The 14722-nt window shown below is 59.4% G+C and carries 12 protein-coding genes; 9 read left to right on the plus strand and 3 right to left on the minus strand.

The window, feature by feature from the left end; translation table 11 throughout:
* The first annotated feature begins 139 nt into the window (after positions 1–139).
* The 6 genes from NKJ37_RS21345 (at position 140) to NKJ37_RS21370 (ending at position 8288) form a co-directional block, all read left to right on the plus strand.
* Entirely contained in the window at positions 140–1474 is a 1335-nt protein-coding gene (locus tag NKJ37_RS21345) for an adenylate/guanylate cyclase domain-containing protein (protein WP_352442503.1), read from the plus strand.
* Positions 1475–1631: 157 nt separating this feature from the next.
* On the plus strand, positions 1632–3527 hold the full coding sequence (locus NKJ37_RS21350; RefSeq protein ID WP_023809553.1) for an ABC transporter ATP-binding protein: 1896 nt from the start codon (positions 1632–1634) through the stop codon (positions 3525–3527).
* Positions 3524–5422 carry an ABC transporter substrate-binding protein gene (locus NKJ37_RS21355; protein WP_023809554.1) on the plus strand — a complete coding sequence of 633 codons (1899 nt, stop codon included), beginning with the start codon at positions 3524–3526 and terminating at the stop codon, positions 5420–5422. Before NKJ37_RS21350 ends, NKJ37_RS21355 begins: the two co-directional genes overlap by 4 nt.
* Before the next feature lie 2 nt (positions 5423–5424).
* The gene (locus tag NKJ37_RS21360; protein ID WP_023809555.1) at positions 5425–6423 is read left to right on the plus strand and encodes an ABC transporter permease; all 999 of its coding nucleotides are present in this window, start codon (positions 5425–5427) and stop codon (positions 6421–6423) included.
* Entirely contained in the window at positions 6420–7601 is a 1182-nt protein-coding gene (locus NKJ37_RS21365) for an ABC transporter permease (protein ID WP_031212616.1), read from the plus strand. The genes NKJ37_RS21360 and NKJ37_RS21365 overlap by 4 nt, the downstream gene beginning before the upstream one ends.
* Before the next feature lie 207 nt (positions 7602–7808).
* Positions 7809–8288 carry a class I SAM-dependent methyltransferase gene (locus tag NKJ37_RS21370; protein WP_023809557.1) on the plus strand — a complete coding sequence of 160 codons (480 nt, stop codon included), beginning with the start codon at positions 7809–7811 and terminating at the stop codon, positions 8286–8288.
* Positions 8289–8412: 124 nt separating this feature from the next.
* On the opposite strand, the gene NKJ37_RS21375 is transcribed toward NKJ37_RS21370, so the two are convergent.
* Positions 8413–9828 carry an adenylate/guanylate cyclase domain-containing protein gene (locus NKJ37_RS21375; RefSeq protein WP_023809558.1) on the minus strand — a complete coding sequence of 472 codons (1416 nt, stop codon included), beginning with the start codon at positions 9826–9828 and terminating at the stop codon, positions 8413–8415.
* Between the two features lie 189 nt (positions 9829–10017).
* Here NKJ37_RS21375 and NKJ37_RS21380 point away from each other — a divergent pair, with 189 nt between their 5' ends.
* The 3 genes from NKJ37_RS21380 to NKJ37_RS21390 all read left to right on the plus strand — a co-directional run bounded on the left by NKJ37_RS21380 (position 10018) and on the right by NKJ37_RS21390 (position 12836).
* Entirely contained in the window at positions 10018–10863 is an 846-nt protein-coding gene (locus tag NKJ37_RS21380) for a hypothetical protein (RefSeq protein WP_352774926.1), read from the plus strand.
* 69 nt (positions 10864–10932) lie between these two features.
* The gene (locus NKJ37_RS21385) at positions 10933–11457 is read left to right on the plus strand and encodes a GNAT family N-acetyltransferase (protein WP_023809560.1); all 525 of its coding nucleotides are present in this window, start codon (positions 10933–10935) and stop codon (positions 11455–11457) included.
* Positions 11457–12836, plus strand: a complete 1380-nt coding sequence (locus tag NKJ37_RS21390) for a hypothetical protein (protein ID WP_352774928.1) — start codon at positions 11457–11459, stop codon at positions 12834–12836. The genes NKJ37_RS21385 and NKJ37_RS21390 overlap by 1 nt, the downstream gene beginning before the upstream one ends.
* A gap of 305 nt (positions 12837–13141) precedes the next feature.
* Here the strand turns inward: NKJ37_RS21390 and NKJ37_RS21395 are convergent, their stop codons facing one another.
* Both NKJ37_RS21395 and NKJ37_RS21400 read right to left on the minus strand, forming a co-directional pair.
* Complete coding sequence (locus NKJ37_RS21395) at positions 13142–14212, minus strand: adenylate/guanylate cyclase domain-containing protein (protein WP_023809563.1); 1071 nt, start codon at positions 14210–14212, stop codon at positions 13142–13144.
* Between the two features lie 3 nt (positions 14213–14215).
* Positions 14216–14710 (minus strand): Rab family GTPase, encoded by a 495-nt coding sequence (locus NKJ37_RS21400; RefSeq protein ID WP_023809564.1) that lies wholly within the window; start codon positions 14708–14710, stop codon positions 14216–14218.
* Positions 14711–14722 lie beyond the last annotated feature (12 nt).

Raw genomic sequence — 14722 nt, forward strand, 5'->3', positions numbered from 1 at the left:
CTGTTTACGCCTGCTTCCTTCCTGCAAGGAGTTATTTAGGAAATTCTTCGCCGGCTTTCGTCGCCGAAGCCGGCTTCACTGCCTTCACTTGTGTGGCGGATCAAAGGAGATGGCTCGTCTTCGACGGGTTTGAGATAGCATGAGCACAGCGCAAGCAGAAGTTTCCACCATTCTCATGGATAAAGTTGCCGACTGGCTGAGCCAATCGGCGCTGGCGGGCAACGACCTGGAAACATTGGTAAAGGGCTTTTGTGAACGGTTGGCTGCTGCCGGCCTGCCGCTGAAGCGGGTGCATTTGAGCTTTTCGATGCTTCATCCGCTCTATGACGCGCTTGGTTTTACCTGGCTTCGCGGCCAGGGCCTGGAAGTGGAAGGCTTCCGCAGTGAGAACGGCGTTCATTCCGACAGATTCCTGACCAGCCCATACTACCATCTGCTCAGCAACAAGCTCGACCACCTGCGGCGCCGGCTTGACCCCTCGGTGCGGTCGGAGTTTCCTGTTTTCGACGACCTCAGGCGTATGGGCGTCACCGATTACATGGCATTCGTGCATCCCTTCAACGGCGATACCAGCCAGGGCATGATGGGGTCGTGGTCGACCGACAGTGCGTCTGGCTTCAGCGACGGCATGATTTCGGCGCTATTGCGGATCCAGAACTATCTCGCTATCGCCACCAAGATGGCGGTGCTCACCAAGCTCGCCGACAACATGATGACCACTTATCTTGGCGGCGACGCCGGCAGACGTGTGCTGGACGGCCAGATCAAGCGCGGCGAGGGTGACACAATCCGGGCCGCACTGGTCATGGGCGATATGCGGGGGTCGACAAGGCTTGCCGAAACCTCCGGTCGCGAAATCTACATCGATACGCTGAACCAGTTTTTCGATGCCATCGCTGCACCTTTCAATCGCAAAGGCGGGCAGATCATGAGTTTCCTGGGGGATGGCTTCATCGCCGTCTACCCCTGCGAAAGGCATCGCTCGCAGTCTGAGATCGCCTGCCAGGCTGCTCTTGCGGCAGCGCACAAGGCCAGCGCGCGCATGATGGAGCTCAATCTGCGCAGAAAGGAGCAGGGGTTGGGCGACATAAAGTTTGGTATCGGCCTGCATGTCGGCAATGTGATGTTCGGCAACGTCGGACTTACCGACCGGCTGACATTCTCTGTCTTCGGCTCGGCTGTAAACGAGGTCCAGCGTCTCCAGACCCTGACCAAGAAATATCCGCACAGCGTTCTCGCCAGCAAGGACTTCGCCAGCTATTGCGGCGACAACAGTTGGCTGACGCTCGGCACGGAGGAACTGGCGGGTATCAAGCAGAAGCTGACGGTGCTTTCACCCGATTTGTCGGGTGCTCTCGCGCTCGATGAAGACGCTGCGCCGATTCAGGACCGGATATCGGACGCCGAGCAGGTCATGCTGCTTCATCGCGATGCCGCGCGGTTGTCGGCAAGCGACCGGAGGAAGCTCCAGTAACCGACACGATCCGGTCCGAAAGCCTTGGTGTGCAGCCCGGTCGCCGGTTCCGTCGCGGAATTCGATTCGAATCCAAGTTGCTCTAGGCTGGCAATACGCTAGTCTCGCTTTTTGGGTCTGCCGCCCGGCAGACTGCCAGAGTGGGGCTGGTGTGAGGATGAATTCGGGCATTGATCTGCTGCGGATCGAGGATCTTGGCATCTCTTTTGCCATGATCGGGGGACCGTTGCATGCCGTCAGACGCGCAAATCTCCGCGTCCTGCCCGGCAAGGTTACCGCGCTTGTGGGCGAGTCCGGTTCCGGAAAATCGGTTCTCAGCCAGGCAGTGATGGGCATTTTGCCGAATACGGCCCACGTTCGCGGCCGTATCCTGTTTTCTGATCCTGAAAAGCCTGGCACGACGCAAGACATCCTGCAGATGCAGCGTGACGGAACCGAAATCCGGGCGTTGAGAGGCAGCCGCATCGGCAAAATCTTTCAGGAGCCAATGACATCGCTCTCGCCGCTGCACACGATCGGCAACCAGGTCAGCGAATCCTTGCAGATTCATACGCCTATGGCTCGGGCGGAGCGCAAGGCGCGGACCGAGGAAATGCTCGGCCTTGTCGGCTTCCCCAATCCCAAGCGCGCCTACGACATGTATCCATTTGAACTTTCGGGAGGATTGCGGCAACGCGCCATGATCGCCATGGCGCTTATCTGCCGGCCTGCTTTGTTGATCGCCGACGAGCCGACGACGGCGTTGGACGTCACCATCCAGGCGCAAATCCTGCAATTGCTGCGCGGGCTTCAGACCAAGCTGAACATGGCGATGCTGCTGATCACGCACGACCTCGGCGTGGTCGCCAATGTCGCCGACGAGGTGGTGGTCATGTACCATGGCGAGATCATGGAAATGGGGCCTGTCGAGGCGATATTCCGCCGGCCGGGCCACCCTTACCTGAAGGGCCTAATGGCAGCCGTTCCGCATTTCGACCTGAAGCCCGGTGAAAGGCTAAAGGCGCTCCGCGAGGTGCCGGTGAATGTCGGGAACCTGCTCGGCAAGCAGACTGCCCCGGCATCGAAGGGACCAGACGACATCCTGCTGTCGGTAAGGGATCTGACTAAGACCTTCACCATCCGCAAGTCAGGATGGTTCAGCGGGGGTCATCAATCCTCTGTTCGCGCCGTGGACGGCGTGAGCTTCGACATCAGGCGGGGTGAGTGTCTGGGTCTGGTCGGCGAAAGCGGCTGTGGCAAAACAACCGTCAGCAAGATCCTCATGCGGGCCATTACCCCCAGCGGCGGTTCTGTGATCTTCAACGGCCGCGATGGACCGACCGACGTCCTGGGCGCAGAGGGAGATGCCCTGCGCATATTGCGCGCGAAAATCCAGATGGTCTTCCAGGACCCGGTTTCGTCGCTTTCACCTCGCATGACGGTGGAGAACATCTTGAGCGAGCCGCTGGAGATCCATGAGCGTGGCAATGCGGCGTCCCGACTCGCCACGGTCAAGAGCCTGATGCAGGCAATCGGGCTCGATCCGCGCTTCATCAAGCGCTATCCGCACAGTTTCTCCGGCGGGCAGCGTCAGCGCATCGGCATCGCGCGCGCATTGGCGCTGGGGCCTGAACTCCTGATCTGCGACGAGCCGGTTTCGGCGCTCGATGTCTCTGTCCAGGCGCAGATCCTGAATCTTCTGAAGGACCTGCAAAAAGAACTGGGCCTGACCTACCTGTTCATATCCCACAATCTGGCGGTGGTGGACTACATGGCAGACCGCATCGCGGTGATGTGCGGCGGGCGTATCGTCGAGCTTGCGCCGCGCGAAATTCTGCTCAGGAAACCAATCCACCCCTACACGCGCTCCCTGGTCGCCGCGGTACCTTTCCCCGATCTCGACCGGCCGATGGATTTCAAGACGCTGAAGCTCGGCGGCGCTTCTGACACCAGCGCATGGGGACCACAATTCCGCGAAGAAGGCGACGAGGATGTCCTGGCGCCGCTCGATCTTGGCGGCGGCCACCTCGTGCTGGCCCGACGTTCGGCCGATGTCAGCGAGTTACGCCATTGATCAGCCGTCGCACCGTCCTTGGCGTGATGGCTTCGGCACTCCTGCCGGGCACGTCGCGCGCTGGCGACCTGGAGCCGGAATTTCTTCGGCCGCAGCTGACGGCCAGGGCGCTGCCGGCACTCACCGAGCGCCTGCCCAAGAGCCCGCGCGCCTTGAATCTCGCCACGATGGGCCGGCAGCCGGGCCAATATGGCGGCACGCTGCGTACGATCATCGGCAGCCAGAAAGATATCCGGATGATGACGATTTACGGATATTCTCGCCTGGTCGGCTACGACGAAAAGCTTAGCTTGCAGGCCGACATTCTCGAAAATTTCGACGTCGCGGATGATCGCATCTTCACGTTCAAGATACGGGAAGGACACAAATGGTCCGACGGCAGCCTGCTGACGCCGGAGGATTTTCGCTATTGTTGGGAAGATGTCTGGCTGAACGATGAGCTTTCGCAAGGCGGGCTCGCCCCGACCCTGATGGCGGACGGCAAGCCGCCACGCTTCGAGATCGTCGATCCGTTGACGGTGCGCTATAGTTGGGATGCGCCCAATCCCGACTTCCTGCCCAAGCTCGCTGCCGCTTCGCCGATATCGCTTGTTCTGCCATCCGCCTATCTCAAGCAGTTCCACAAGAAATATCAGGATCCATTCCGGCTCGCCGGCCTGATGAAGGAGAACCGGACCCAGAAATGGACGCTCCTGCATATCCGTATGTCGCGGCAATATCGCCCGGAGAACCCGGAACTGCCGACGCTCGACCCCTGGCAGAACCGAACCAAGCCGCCGGCCGAGCAATTCATCTTCGAGCGCAACCCCTTCTTTCATCGGACAGACGAGAACGGCCGGCAACTGCCCTATGTTGACCGAATCATCATGAATGTCAGCTCATCGGCGATCATCTCCGCGAAGACCGGGGCGGGCGAGAGCGACCTGCAATGCATGGGAATTGACTTCAGCGATTACTCCTTCCTGAAGGACGCGGAGAAACGCTATCCGGTGAAGATGCACCTGTGGAAACGCACACAGGGTTCTCGGCTGGCGCTGCTGCCGAATCTGAATTGTGCCGACCAGGTGTGGCGTGGCCTTCTGCGTGACGTGCGCGTGCGCCGCGCACTTTCGCTCGCCGTGGACAGGCGCGAGATCAATATGGCCGTGTTCTACGGATTGGCGCAGGAAAGCGCCGATACGGTTTTGTCCGAGAGCCCGCTCTACCGGCCGGAATTCGCTAAAGCTTGGGTTGCCCATGATCCCGACCAGGCCAACGCGCTGCTCGACGAGGTCGGGCTTCTGGCACGTGACGATGACGGCCTGCGGATACTTCCCGATGGACGCTCTGCCCAGATCATCGTGGAAACCGCCGGCGAAAGCACGCTGGAAACCGACGCGCTCGAACTCATCACCGATCACTGGCGAAAGATCGGCATCGCCCTGTTCATCCGGACTTCGCAGCGCGACATCTTCCGCAGCCGCGCGCTTGGCGGCCAGATCATGATGTCGATGTGGTCGGGCATCGACAATGGCGTGCCGACCGCCGACATGAACCCGAGTCAGTTGGCCCCCACAATCGACGATCAGCTGCAATGGCCGCTCTGGGGTGCTCACTACTTGTCTCATGGCAAGATGGGCGAGGCGCCCGATCTTCCTGCAGTGATCGAGTTAATGGTTTTGCTCAAGCGCTGGAACGCATCGACCGAAGCGACAGAGCGCGCCGAAATCTGGAATTCGATGCTGTCGATCTACACCGATCAGGTGTTTTCGATCGGGACCGTGAACGGAACGCATCAGCCGATTCTGGTGTCCTCACGGCTGCGCAATCTGCCTGACAAGGCGCTCTTCGGCTACGATCCGACCGCTTATTTCGGTGTCTACATGCCGGATACATTCTGGCTTGGAGAGTCCTGAGCGTGCTTCGATATATTGTCTGGCGCATTACTGTGATGGTTCCAACGCTGCTGGTGATATCAGCGCTGGTGTTCACGATCATCGAACTTCCCCCCGGCGACTATTTCGACAGCTATGTCGCCGAGCTTCGGGCACAGGGCGAGGGGGTGGATTCCGATCGCATCGAGATGATGCGCAAGGAATATGGTTTCGACAAGCCGCCGATCATTCGTTACTTCTATTGGGTCGGCGGGATGCTGCACGGCGATTTCGGCTATTCCTTCGAGTATGAGTTGCCGGTTCGCGACGTCGTCGGGGACCGAATGTGGCTGACTGTGCTGGTTTCCTTCGTCACGATCATCTTCACTTGGCTCATCGCCTTTCCGATCGGCATGTACTCCGCGACGCATCAATACAGTTGGGGCGATTACGGCCTGACCTTTTTTGGCCTCCTAGGCCTTGCCATTCCGAACTTCATGCTGGCGCTGATCCTGATGTATTTCGCCAACATCTGGTTCGGCACGTCCATCGGCCATCTCATGGACCCGCAATATCTCAGCGAGCCGATGAGCTGGGCCAAGGCGAAGTCGATACTCTCCCATCTCTGGATCCCGGTCTTGATCATCGGCACCGGCGGCACGGCAAGCATGATCCGGCGGCTGCGCGCCAATCTGCTCGATGAGCTACACAAGCAATATGTGGTGACCGCGCGCGCCAAAGGTCTTCATCCGTTCAGGGCGCTGGTCAAATATCCGCTGCGCATGGCGCTCAATTTCTTTATTTCCGACATCGGCTCCATCCTGCCGGCCATCATCTCCGGCGCCGAAATCACCGCGATCGTGCTGTCTTTGGAAACGACCGGGCCGATGCTGATCAAGGCGCTGCAAAGCCAGGACATGTATCTGGCGGGGTCGTTCCTGATGTTCCTCGCCTTCCTGACGGTTATCGGCGTCCTGATTTCCGACCTGGCGCTGGCGCTGCTGGATCCACGAATTCGTTTGCAGGGCGGCAGCACCAAATGAAAACGGATTCGCCGCTCCCCGCACCGAGTGCTCCACTAGAACACTATGTTTCCAGCGCGCCCTTTGACCTGCAGTCGGTCGAGGCGATGACGGTGGAGCAGTCGAAGGTCTTTCAGGCGTCGCAGTTGCGGCTGATGTGGTGGAAATTCCGCTTGCACCGGCTCGCCCTTGTATCCGGCATATTCCTGGTAGTGCTTTATTTCGGGATATTAATCTGCGAGTTCCTGGCGCCCTACAACCTGCACACACGCAACATGGACTACATCTATTCGCCGCCGCAGCAGGTGCACCTGTTCCACAACGGCCAGTTCGTCGGGCCGTTCGTCTATGGCCGCCAGATGACGCTGGACATGGACACGCTCAAGCGGAACTACATCGACAACCAGGACGATGTTCAGCGGCTCCGTTTCTTCTGCAAGGCCGATCGTTACCGGTTCTGGGGCCTGATCGAAGGTGACAGGCATTTTGTCTGCGCTGCCGAAAACGGTCAGCTTTTCCTGGCGGGCACCGACCGGCTGGGGCGCGACGTGCTCTCGCGCATGATCTATGGCGCACGCATTTCACTGACAATCGGCCTCGTCGGCATCAGTTTCAGCTTCCTGCTGGGCATCGTCATCGGCGGACTGGCCGGTTATCACGGCGGTATCTTCGACCTGATCGTTCAACGAATAATCGAAGTTCTGCAATCGATTCCCAGCATTCCGCTATGGTTGGCCCTGGCGGCGATCATGCCGATAACCTGGAGCCCAATCCTGATCTATTTCGGCATCACCGTCATCCTCGGAGTGCTCGACTGGACCGGACTGGCGCGGGCCGTGCGTTCAAAGCTTCTGGCCTTGCGCGAGGAAGATTACGTTCTCGCCGCGCAGTTGATGGGCGCCGGAAGCAGCCGCATCATTAGGCGGCATCTCATTCCCGGCTTCATGTCGCATCTGATCGCGACGGCGACGCTCTCGATTCCTGGCATGATCCTGGGCGAGACGGCGCTGAGCTTCCTCGGGCTCGGCCTGAGGGCGCCGATAACCAGCTGGGGAATCCTGCTCACCGAGGCGCGCAGCGTCAGCGTGATCGCGTTCTATCCATGGCTTCTCCTGCCGATGCTCCCCGTCATTCTCGTCATCATGGCGTTTAACTTCCTCGGTGACGGCTTGCGGGACGCCGCAGATCCCTACAAGTGAGGTCGTTATTTTGCCGCGCGCCGTGCCGCCTATTCCACCCGGTATGATCCTTGCCGGCTGCCTGTACGGTTGTTGCAGTGTTCATCGTCCGCCTCTATATGTTCCGACACGTGATCGAGTTTGGCACTACGCCTTCGGGATACACCCGTGAACAGTTCGTGTCGGAGGCATTGCCGATCTTGAGCTGGTTCAGGACACACAAAGCATATGAGTCGCCTTGAGAATTTCATCAGCAGGATGACCGCACAGCGCGACATTCTCGACCAAGTCTGCGTCGAGGTGGCGAAGATGGAGGGGCTTGTGCTCGAGCTCGGCCTCGGCAACGGACGGACGTTCCACCATCTGCGCGAGCGCCTGCCCGGGCGCCGGATCGTGGTGTTCGACCGCGAAGTCGGTGCACATGCCAGCTCAATTCCCGAAGCCGAAAACCTCGTGCTCGGCGAAATACGCGAGACGGCCCGCAAGTTCATTGGCATCGAAGCCGCCCTTGTTCATGCCGACATCGGCACCGGCTATGACGATCGCGATGCAGTGACTGCTACCTGGCTTCCCGATCTGATTGCGAGCCTGCTTCGCGTCGGCGGCTTCGCGGTCAGTGGCACGCCGCTCGATCACCCGCTGCTGCAACGCCTCCCGGCGCCGACTTCAGAGCCCGCCGATCGTTATTTCCTCTGCAAGCGCGTGTGAGCGGCCGAGAGCCCTCATCTTTTCACGCAAACGATGCTCTACCGCAATTCCAAGGGAAAGTGCTAGGCGCTTTTCCCGAAAACCGTTTACACTTCCTTGGAATTGCTCTGGACGGCCCAATTGCTCAGGGGATTGTATACACCGCTATCTCCCGCTCGATGCCGCGCAGCGAGACTTCGTGAAGCACGGGCGTCAGAGCGTTCCTGCGCAACAGATCGGCGGTGAGATTGTCGTCGACCACTGCACGGGTGGCGAAGATAGCCTGTGCGTTGGCCAGGTTCTGGACCCGTGAAGCAATGTTGACCGTCTGGCCGAAATAGTCCTGTCGCTCGTTCATGGACACGGCGATGCAGGGGCCGGCATGGACACCGATCTTGAGCAGCAGATCCTCGCGCCCGCTTCTGTCATTGAGCGCACGCATGGCATCACGCATCCTGAGGGCCGCAGCCATCGCGCGATCAGGCGTCGCGAATGTCGCCATCACCGCATCACCGATGGTCTTCACCACCGCGCCTGCCTCCGCCGCGACGATCTCGTGCAGAACCTGGAAATGCACGTGCACGAGATCGAAGGCTGAAAGGTCGCCCACCCGCTCGTAAAGCGCGGTCGATCCGCGCAGGTCGGTGAACAGGAAGGTGAGGCTGGTGATCTTCAGGCGCTGGTTGATGTCGAGCGTATCCGTACGATAGAGGTCGCGGAACGTCTGGTTGGTGAGCAGGCGCTTGGCGGTCAGAAAAGGCCGGCGTTTGCCCAGGAGATTATGCAATGCCTCGCCGGCGATGAAGACTGCCGGCAGCACGCGGGTGTCGGTCCTGTTTTCCAGCGAAATACGCAGCGGACCGGGTAGCATTTCCAGTGTCTGGTTCTGGACATGGTCGCGGTCGAAAGCCAAAGACAGGCTTCGCCGCTCTTTTGTTGGTTTGCCCTTCGCGTCGATGAACTGCGCTGAATGGGTGACCGGCTCGAAGACGATGATGAATTCGGGCGGAAGCTGTATAAGCAGGACGGCCTTTTCACCCGGCGCCAGCTCGATATCCTCCAGCGAGAACGCTCCTATGTTTTTCGCCAGATCCTCTTCCGGCAGATCGACGCCGGATCCCCAGTAAATCTGGCGAAAATATTCCACCAACGGCAGTTCGTGTGGATTGTGGGCGGCAATCCTGCGCACGCGAGGGCTGACGGTGAATGTCACCTCGACCATCTCATCAAGGGTCGGCGAATAGCCTTCGGAGCATAGCGCGCAGGTGTATTCGTCCTTCTGCAGGGTTTTCAGCGTAGCGTTGGTGTCGAGCACGCCGCCACAGCCGGGGCACAGAACATTCCATGAAATGTCGAAGATGCCCACCCGCGCCGCATGGAGGAAGGCGCTTATGGCGCGTTCCTCGTCGAGGCCATGCTTGCTGGCGAAAGCCGGCACATTGATGCGGCAAAGTTCATAATCCTTGCCTTCCGCGATGGTCCGCCGGATCGCGTCGATTGCCTGGAGATCGACATCGGTTGATTGCCGCAAAAGCGAGAACAGATCCTGAATTTCGGTCATCGTGCAGGCTCCGGAAAATGCGCCCCCTAGGTGGTTCACCGGAACCGGTCTTTGTTCCGAGCGCTCCATCTTACTTCGAAACGGATCGTACGGCCATTCGAATGGCAAAGCCCGCGCGACGGTTCAATTTCCGTCGGGATTTTCACCGATCGCAAGCGGCACTATGGTGAGTCCATGGGGTATTCATCTTTGGGACTTTCTCCCGCGCCGACACCCGGCAACCCGCCATTTCCCGCGGCCCTGCGGCTTTTCTCGGCGGGGGTCATCATCGTCCTGATCGTCGGCGCCGGCCTGTTTTTCGCGCCTGCGCTGGTCAAGCCGCGCTGGCCCTGGGCCGTCACGCCGTTCAATGCCCGCTTCCTCGGCGGCTTCTACACCGCCGAAATGGTCGTGATGGCGGCGCTGCTGGTCTGGAACCGCTGGTCGCCAGGCAGGCTCGTGCTTGTCATGGCCTTCATCTTCACCGTCATCGTGTCGGCGGCTTCGTTCTTCAGTCTCGGCTATTTCAACTTCGAGCGCAAAGCGCCCTGGCTCTGGTTCTTGGTCTATCTTGCTTCGGTCGCGGTATCCGGATCGTTCCTTTGGCGGGCCAGGGGCCGTCCTTCCGCAAAGGGCGTGACCTTAAACTCTGCATGGCGCGGCTACATGTCGATGGAAATGGTGATCCTCGGGCTCTATGGCGTCGGTCTGTTGCTGTTTCCCCTGACATTCGGCGGCTTCTGGCCGTGGCCGATCGACGCCTTCCACGCTCAGGTCTACAGCGCCATCTTCCTCGCCGGAGCGGGCGGCACATATCTCGTCAGGAAAAGCGCGCCGCGCGAAGAGCTGCTGGTGCTCGGTCTGGCGCAGTTTCTGGTCGGCTTGTTTGCCATCCTTGGCCTTGTCATCACCGAGGCCGCAGTGCACCGGATCGACTGGACGGCGACGGGAACATTGTGCTGGCTCGGCCCTTTTCGGCTGGATCGGAATCAGCGGCATCTTCAAACTCTACGCCGTCTCCTGGTACTTCAGCGCGCAATCGGCATCATAGGATGATGAGATGGCTGGATTTTCAGATGATGTCCGGTGCATCGTGCCGGGCCCATTGCCTTTGCCGGGAAAGCCATGACCAGCACGACCTCGCCATTCCCAAAGAAAATCCAGCCGCAACTCCGGGCCATTCGGCCAAGCGATGCGGAGGCGCTTTGCGCCATCTTCAACATGCCGGGCTTCCGCTGGGGCACGCTCAGGATGCCATTCGAGATGGTGGAGCAGGTAGAACGGCGTATCGCCAAGTCCGGCCAGGAAACCACCTGGATCGTTGCCGAGCTGGACGGCAAGGTCGTCGGCCATGGCAGCCTGGTCGTGCAGGGTTCGCCGCGCCGTTCGCACATCGGTGAGATCAATATCGGCCTTGACGATGGCTTTGTCGGCAAGGGTATCGGCTCTGCCATACTTGGCGCGCTGCTTGACGTGGCCGACAACTGGCGCGCCCTGAAGCGAGTCGAATTGACCGTCTATGCCGACAATGAACCGGCCATCCGCCTCTACACAAGCCACGGCTTCGAGGTCGAAGGCCGGCATGTGAAGGCCGGCTTTACCGAAGGGCGGTATCACGACCTTCTGAGCATGGCCCGGCTGCGGTTCTGATGACCACGGACTTTGATCCGACCCTTAAGGCTCCGGTGGATGTTCTGGCAGTGCTATCACTGCTCTGCCCGGAAGTCGTGCGTGACATCGAGCAGAACTGGAATGCACCGGTTTCCGAATACGCCCGCCATCTGTGGCGGCCGGTGGCAAGGCCTGCATCGAGTCCGGCGATCGCTGCCCGTTCGATCCTGCTTGATATACTGCATCAGCGCCTTGATTTGATCATGCAGCCTGAAGAGGTCGGCAAGGCCCTTGAAGAATTCGACCACAGACCGGTGATTCAGTCCGGCCTCCACTGCCTGCTTCTGATGGACCGGATCACCTTCGATGCCCTCCTGTTTGCCTGGCTCGGCGCGGTCGAAAACGGGCTGTCGGCCTTCGTCGGCTTCATGGGAACGACGATGACCATGGAGACAATTGGCCGGGAGGGGCCGGGATGGCTCGATGTCGGCGACGACAAGGTCAACTTGTTTGGCATGGGGCGCCACAAACTATGCCGCAAAAGCGCCTGCGCGGCCGGCCCGGTCACCCTCAACAAGCGGGCGCTCGAAGCGGTGGGCGACGAAACGGATGCCAGCCGCTGGCTGGGCACACTGCTCGCCAGCCAGGACAAGGTGTTTGGAACCGCCGCCGATGCACTGACAGAACTCAACGAGGATCTGGTCGCCGATTGGGATCGTTCCGGCATGGCTCGGCCGGTGTTCATCGATGACCGGCTCGCGGCTTCCGTCGTGGCGCGGCATCTGGACCATGACAGCAGCCTTCTTTCCAAGCTGCTCCTTGAGCCCGCAAGGCGTCAGCGTCTCGAACGTACCCTGCAAGAGACCGAATCGAGCCCATTTGGCAGATTCCTGCCCAATGCCACGGCCTATTTCTGGGGCATTCGCGAGGAGCGCGTGCGCAAGCTCGTCCTCGAGAACGGGCACCTGATCGAGCCTGAAAGGCCGAATGGTCTTTCCATCCCGTTCGAGCGGGCGCATCTCAAGCAGGCGCTGCTGGACGGCGTGCTGCTGCCGAACTTGTTCCTGACGTTCCTCGTTCTTGCCATATTGCCGCGCGTGCGGGTCGTGGGCGGCCTGAGGCAGATCGGTTATGTAGTGCTTTTCCATTCGATCCTGCTGGCCGCGCTGGATGAAACCGCGCCGGAAGAGCGCGGTCTGGCTGCCGAGTTGCAGGTTCGGGAAAATGCCTGGGGCACCCGGGTCATCGATGAAAAAATGTCGGTCCGCGAACAGGTTGCCGGCCTGCCGGCAGGGAGGCTGTTTCCTGACCTGCTCGGGCACTACCGTTCGCACACCTTTGCCGAGACGACCGACGACCTGAAACTGGTTCGTGAAAACGCCCGATGGCGCAAGATAGGCCGAGCCTTTGGCGTCTGATCCGGGCCGCATGCCCTCATTTGTCATTGCACTATTCCGGCCTTGCGGAGCCCGTCGACCGTGAGTTCGATATCGGCAGGGTTCTTGTAAGGCAAGACTTTGCGACGGTATTCCAGCGAATAGTCAGGATTGACGCGAGCAGTTCCTGCCATGCCGCCACGCGTGGGGAAAACGGCCCAGATGGCCGTAACTGTCGTTGCGAGCCAGCCCCAAGTCGCCCAATGAGGGTCACTAGTTGGGTCAAATCTTTGCGTTGATCATTTGCGGCTTGAGATGCAGTGCGCTCCAGGATCGTCAACCGGAAATCAGGCTGGGAGCCGCCACATTCGTACACGACCTGCACCACGCAATTCCGTTTCCTCAAGTGGGTCGCAAGCAAATTTTGGCCCAAGCAGTTGGCGCGTTGCATCGGAGATACGGATTTCACCGGGCTCCGCGGACGTTTGAATACGTGAGGCGAGATTAACGGTCTCGCCCCACAGGTCATAGGCGAACCGCCTTTTGCCTATGACGCCAGCGACGATCGGTCCCGAGTGAATTCCAATTCTCAGCCTTATCGGTTCTCCTGCGAAGAGTTCGCGCTTGACCGCCTTGCGCAGTTCAACTGCATAGTGCGTGAGGGCTCGTGCATGATCGGATCGCGCGGTGGGCAGGCCAGCGACCACCATGACACAATCGCCGATAGTCTTGATCTTTTCGCAGCCGTGTCGTTCCGAGAGCCTATCCGCCGCCTTGAAGAAGTAATTCAAGATAGCGAGCGTAGTCACCGCTCCGACGCTGCGCGCTCTTTCGGTAAAACCGACGATGTCGGCAAAAAGCACACTCACCTCCGCGTGGTTGTCGGCAATTTTCTTTTGCGCTTTCAACCGCTCCGCGATCGACGCCGGAAGAATGTTGAGGAGCAGGGATTCCGCGCGCTGGTATTCACGCGACAATCCCTCCTGACTCTTCCTCAACGCCTCATTGGCCGAATGTAACTTCTCGTTGAGTTGGCGCTCCCTCTCTTGCAGAAGAGTCATTTCATAAGCCTTCTGTTGAAGCCGCTGCTTGTTGTCGCGTTCGGCAGTGGCATCAAGAAAGAGCAGCCACACGCAGTCATCATCAGCAAAAAGATGAAGGTCCGCGACACGCCCGCTGGGCAGTTCGACCATAGGCATATGAAATGGAAGCTCCGGGCAAGGCAGCAAACCTTCCATGAATTCAAGCTGGTCGGCTACAGGCTTACCGATGCGAAGGCATGAGAGCCCGTAATGTTCAACGTTACCGCCCTTCGCCGCTGTCCGCAGCTGGGCGTCAATTTTCACATACGCAATAGCACGCTCGTTGTAGAAGAAATCGTAAATCCAGCTTCCGACCTCTCTTGGCAATCTTTGCATGGTCTATTTGGTGACCATCGAAGCGAGTTTAAGAAACGCATCATCGACATGCTCACCCGAGAGCGCACTTGTCAGATAGACTTGCCATCCGCGTTGCCTCAGTTCGTCAATTTCTCTATCTGGTATTACCCACCGATCGGCCAGATCTGATTTGTTGAAAAGCAGTACGAACGGCATAGCACCGAATTCAGCCTCGACCCGCTCGCGCAGCGTGAGTGCAGCGGTAAGGGTAGCGGCGCGGGTTCCATCGACGACAAGCACGAGGCCTGTCGCACCTCGCACATGGCTGACGCGGAATGAGCCGATATCATCTTCGCCGGCCAAATCCCATAAAATCAGATCCACTGTTTTGTCCGGGAGTGCGACACTCTTTTTGTCGATTTTCACTCCCACCGTGGTCAAGTAGGTCTCTGAAAAGATGCTTTTCACAAACCTGCGAACCAGGCTCGTCTTTCCAACAGAGAACCCGCCCAACATACAGATCTTTTTTTGCAACATCTTGGGCTCCCA

This window comes from Mesorhizobium sp. M0140, from assembly GCF_040322475.1.
GTDB lineage: Bacteria > Pseudomonadota > Alphaproteobacteria > Rhizobiales > Rhizobiaceae > Mesorhizobium.